The organism is Bradyrhizobium sp. 31Argb, assembly GCF_043638955.1.
Taxonomy (GTDB): Bacteria; Pseudomonadota; Alphaproteobacteria; order Rhizobiales; family Xanthobacteraceae; genus Bradyrhizobium.
Genome location: NZ_JBEGDB010000437.1, coordinates 1 through 4,407 on the forward strand (window position 1 = coordinate 1; position 4,407 = coordinate 4,407).

4 protein-coding genes and 1 pseudogene are annotated in these 4,407 nt (G+C 62.9%); 4 read left to right on the plus strand and 1 reads right to left on the minus strand.

The genetic code is table 11. The features are described from left to right. Positions 1 to 107 precede the first annotated feature (107 nt). From AAFX91_RS39480 to AAFX91_RS39490, 3 genes are read left to right on the plus strand one after another with little or no spacing between them, the layout of a single operon-like run. Positions 108 to 1,277 (plus strand): tyrosine-type recombinase/integrase, encoded by a 1,170-nt coding sequence (locus tag AAFX91_RS39480; protein WP_394570099.1) that lies wholly within the window; start codon positions 108 to 110, stop codon positions 1,275 to 1,277. Further along, positions 1,274 to 2,206 carry a tyrosine-type recombinase/integrase gene (locus tag AAFX91_RS39485; RefSeq protein ID WP_394570100.1) on the plus strand — a complete coding sequence of 311 codons (933 nt, stop codon included), beginning with the start codon at positions 1,274 to 1,276 and terminating at the stop codon, positions 2,204 to 2,206. Before AAFX91_RS39480 ends, AAFX91_RS39485 begins: the two co-directional genes overlap by 4 nt. Further along, a complete protein-coding gene (locus AAFX91_RS39490; protein ID WP_394570101.1) occupies positions 2,203 to 3,210 on the plus strand; it encodes a tyrosine-type recombinase/integrase in 1,008 nt (335 codons plus the stop codon). Before AAFX91_RS39485 ends, AAFX91_RS39490 begins: the two co-directional genes overlap by 4 nt. A 187-nt stretch (positions 3,211 to 3,397) precedes the next feature. Here AAFX91_RS39490 and AAFX91_RS39495 read toward each other — a convergent pair whose 3' ends face one another. Next, positions 3,398 to 3,739 (minus strand): transposase, encoded by a 342-nt coding sequence (locus tag AAFX91_RS39495; RefSeq protein ID WP_282525018.1) that lies wholly within the window; start codon positions 3,737 to 3,739, stop codon positions 3,398 to 3,400. A gap of 114 nt (positions 3,740 to 3,853) precedes the next feature. On the opposite strand from AAFX91_RS39495, the pseudogene AAFX91_RS39500 reads away from it, so the two are divergent. Then, positions 3,854 to 4,108: pseudogene (locus tag AAFX91_RS39500) on the plus strand (tyrosine-type recombinase/integrase); the annotation flags it as partial. Positions 4,109 to 4,407: the final 299 nt, after the last annotated feature.

A 4,407-nucleotide genomic window follows, 5' to 3' on the forward strand; every position in this document is an offset into this window, starting at 1 on the left:
ATCGGCAACAGACCAGCTTTGGTGCGTTCCTTCTTCAAGCATCCAGATGTCGCCTATATTTCTGACCTATGAGTAAACGCCTTCGTGACGGGGCGCTCGGCGCCGAGATGGAGCGCATCGCGGGGCACTTTTTCTCGCTCGGTTACAAGCAAGCATCCGCTAAGCTTTATCTGAGCCGGATCGCGCGGTTCGGCCCTTTTGTTGCAGCACATTGCGGTTCACGGCCGATCGGCGAAGCTATCGTCGATAGCTATCTATGCACATTCACCACGGACTCACCGCGGATTGCGGCAGTGTCTGCGCTCCAACACGCGCGACGGGTGGCGCCCGAACGATTCATTGCTTCGACGCCCATTGTAGTCGATGATCCGGACGCTCCGCTTTTGCGCTCCTTTTCTGACTATCTGAGCAGGGTACGAGGCCTTGAGCCAAGGTCCCGCGATGGCGTTCTCTTGGGCGCACGGCGCTTTCTGGATTGGCTCCGCCATCGCCATCCTGGCCAAGACCTCGAGGCGTTGACGGCAGAGCATGTCCTTGCCGCTGTCGAGTATCGGCTGTCGCTCTCGGCGACCTCCGGCACTCGCACGGCGGCGATCTCTCACATCCGAACGTTTCTCCGCTTTCTGCATTGGGGTGGCCACCACGAGCAGGATCTGGCTCCCGTCGTTCCAAGAACGCCATATTGGCGACTGGCCCATTTACCGCCCCGGCTTTCGTGGGATGATGTTCGCCGCGCCATCGATGCGATCGGCAAGGCGACGCCGATCGACCTTCGCGATCGAGCTGTCCTGTTGTTGCTCGCCACCACAGGCATTCGCAACGGCGAGCTACGCGCTCTTCAGCTCCGGGATATCGACTGGCGAGCTGGCGAGGTTTTTGTCCGGCGCACCAAGGGCAAGCGTGACCGAGTGGCCCCGCTCATCGAGGAGACCGGCGCCGCGCTCGCCGACTACATCCTGCGGGCTCGACCGAAGGTCGATAGTCAGCATCTGTTCCTGTCCTTCACGCCGCCCGTGGGACCATTCAAGTACGCGTCGTCTGTTTCGAGGATCGTGCGGAAGCGATTGCAGCATGGTGGGATCGAGCTCGGTCGCGTCGGAGGCGCACATCTCCTGCGCCACAGTCTAGCCACCCAGCTCGTGGGGCGACGAAGGCCGATCAACGAGGTCGCCGATCTTCTAGGGCACCGAAGCATCAACACAACGGCGCTGTACGTGAAGGTCGCGGCCTCGCAGCTCGCTGAGGTCGCGCTCCCCTTTCCGGGAGGCGCCGCATGACCGTCTTCGCCGCATTCCTCGACGACAAGGTCGAGCGCTACATCAAGCTGCGCCGCTCCCTCGGCTACGCCTTCAACAAGCAAGCCGGCACGCTGCGGGCTTTCGTTCGCTACGTCGAGCGATCTCAGCTGGGTGCGCCCGCCACCCGGACGATGGCGCTGGACTTCGTCCTGTCGTTCGGTGGCGCCGCCGACAGCCGCGCGGTCCGTCACGGCGTGCTCCGCCGATTCTACGAGTACCTGGTCGTCTACGACCCCCAGACCGAGGTCTTGGAGCGCAAAGCTTTCCCGCGGTCCAGGGCGATTCCGCCGCCGCGCATCCTAAGTGAGGCTGAGCTGACGTCGCTTATCGACGCATGCAGCTTCATTTCGCCAGGGAACCCTCTCAGGGGCCGCACGATGGCGACGCTAATTGGATTGTTGGCCAGCACGGGATTACGATCGGGCGAAGTGGTCAGCCTTGATCGCGGCGACGTCGATCTGACCAACGGGGTCGTCCTCGTCCGTAAAACCAAGTTCCGTAAAGACCGCCTGATTCCTGTTCACCCAACGACCCAGGCAGCCCTTCGTCAATATGCCCGTGAGCGCGACACCGTGTTTCCCAGGCCCAAAGGCGAGGCCTTCTTCCTCAGCTCGCGAGGCTGCCGTCTGTCGGCGACCGGCCTGCAAAGCAACTTCGCTAAGGCCCGCAAGCTCGCGGGTCTTGACAATGGCAAGCCTCTGCGACCGCACGATCTCCGGCACCGGTTCGCGGTGACCAGGCTCAGGCTGTGGCACCAACAGCGCGCAGACGTCCAAGCGCTGCTGCCCTTACTCGCCACCTACCTCGGCCACGCCAACTATAGCGACACAGCCTACTACCTCACCGGCTCGTCGGATCTCCTCGCCATCGCGGCTGAGCGCGCCTTCCTCGACGGAGGCGCGGCATGAACGAACACCTCCTGCTGGCGCCGCTCCTGGAGTCGTACTTTCGTCGCCGGTTGACCAAGCAGCGCAACGCGACCTCCGCGACCTTAGCCAGCTATCGCGATGCCTTGCGCATGCTGATCCTCTTTGCCGCCGCCCATTTGGGGAAGAAGCCGGCGGCGCTGGCCCTTGAGGATCTCGATCGGGACCTTGTTCTCGCCTTTCTTGACGAGCTTGAGGAGAAGCGGAACAACTCCGTCGCAACGCGCAACGCCCGACTAGCCGCGATCCGATCCTTCTTCCATCACGTCGCTGCCGCCGATCCCGCCTCGTTCGGCGTCGCCCAACGGGTTCTGACGGTCCCCACCAAACGGGCCCACATCGAGGTGACGCATCATCTCACCAACGCCGAGGTGGAGGCCATCATCGCAGCCCCTGATCAGACGACGCCCCGCGGCCGGCGCGACCGGGCCTTTCTGCTCTTCTTGGCGAGAACCGACGCTCGCGTGTCCGAAGCGACCGGCGTCAACGCGAACGACCTCCAGTTGGAGCGAGGACGTCCGCAGGTGCTGCTTCACGGCAAGGGACGCCGAGATCGCGTCGTTCCCATTCCTAAGGATCTGGTGCGATCGGTGACGGACCTATTGAGCGAACGCGGCCTCGCCAATCATGAACCGCGGCCGATCTTCGTCGGGGTTCACAACGAGCGCCTGACGCGTTTCGGCGCGACACACATCGTGCGGCGTGCCGCCTCCCAGGCCGGGTCCACGAGGCCAAGCTTGGAGGGCAAGCCGATATCGCCGCACATCTTCCGGCATTCCCTCGCCATGAAGCTTCTCCGGTCAGGCGTGGACCTCCTGACGATCCAGGCTTGGCTTGGCCATGCTCAGGTCGCCACAACCCACCGATACGCCGCTGCGGATGTCGAGATGATGCGCCGGGGACTCGAGAAGGCGGGCGTCTCAGGCGACCGCAGCGCGCGCTTCCGGCCGAACGACACCATCCTGCAGCTGCTGGCCAACATCTGATTATTATGTGGCGGAGGAATCCAGCCGTGGCCGGCCCTGGCTGGCGTTAGGGCGCCTCCGCCATAATCTCGTCCGACACATAAGAACGGATCTGAGCCCGCATCGCGCACCAGCGCAACAAGGCCATCGATACCCTTGCGGAAGTCGACCGGATGGCTGGCCAGGAACACCTTCACACCAGAGGGAATCATGCCGAACGGACCGCCCGGATCACGCGCTGCAAATGCGCCTCGTCGACATCCCGGCCGGCGCGCACGACCACCTCGCCAATGGCAATCTCGATCACTGACATGCAAGCCATCGCGGCTTCGCGACTCGAACGCTGCGAGGGGTAAGTTCGTTCGGCCCGCGCATCACGGCGCCAGGCGAACAGCTGCGAAGGGTGAATGCCGATCCGGCGGGCGATCGCCGATACGCTCGCGCCGGGCTCGAGCGCCTCTGCCGCAACTTGCGCTTTGAACTCGTCCGACCAGCGTCGCCGAAGCTGCCGCGGCGCTCCCTCAAGACGCTCGGCGACCGCTTCGATCATATGGAAGGTTCTAGTTTCAGAACTAGGCGCAGACATAGAAACTCACATCGGCTCACAACTGAGCAGCCGATAGCCGATCGCTCAGCCAGTCCGCCAGATGGGGTCTCTTTGTCGCTTACCGACCAGCAGGTCGCCCGGCTGGTCAAACGCGCGGCGCTCGCCGCCGGAGTGCGCGGCGATCTTCCGGAAGGCGAACGGGAGACGAAATTTGCCGGACATTCCCTTCGTGCCGGCCTCGCCTCCTCCGCGGAGGTCGACGAGCGCTACGTGCAGAAGCAGCTGGGCCATGCCAGCGCCGAGATGACCCGGCGCTATCAGCGGCGCCGCGACCGCTTCCGCGTCAATCTGACCAAGGCGGCGGGGCTCTGAGGCCGCTCCCCGCTGATTAGAACCGATATGCCCAATCGCGCATTCCGATAAACATGATGCACTACGACTGGTCGATAAGTTTGTTCCACGCCTAGCAACAGTGATCGAGGATGTCGTTGTAGGATTTGAACACGCGGTTTGAAAGCCAGTTGTCACGAAGGAACTGCCAGACGCTCAAAAGTCAGGATCAACTCGACGTGCAGACTCCACACAGGTCGAGAGAACGGCTAGTGGTTCATCACAGTGATTTTGACGTTTTGATACCGAGCCATTCGAGGATCGGCAAGTTTTCGGGTGGC

What these genes read in the sequence shown, in the direction of transcription:
- AAFX91_RS39480 (WP_394570099.1), top strand. Translation starts at nt 108, where the DNA reads ATGGAGCGCATCGCGGGGCACTTTTTCTCGCTCGGTTACAAGCAAGCA.
- AAFX91_RS39485 (WP_394570100.1), top strand. Translation starts at nt 1,274, where the DNA reads ATGACCGTCTTCGCCGCATTCCTCGACGACAAGGTCGAGCGCTACATC.
- AAFX91_RS39490 (WP_394570101.1), top strand. Translation starts at nt 2,203, where the DNA reads ATGAACGAACACCTCCTGCTGGCGCCGCTCCTGGAGTCGTACTTTCGT.
- AAFX91_RS39495 (WP_282525018.1), bottom strand. Translation starts at nt 3,739, where the DNA reads ATGATCGAAGCGGTCGCCGAGCGTCTTGAGGGAGCGCCGCGGCAGCTT.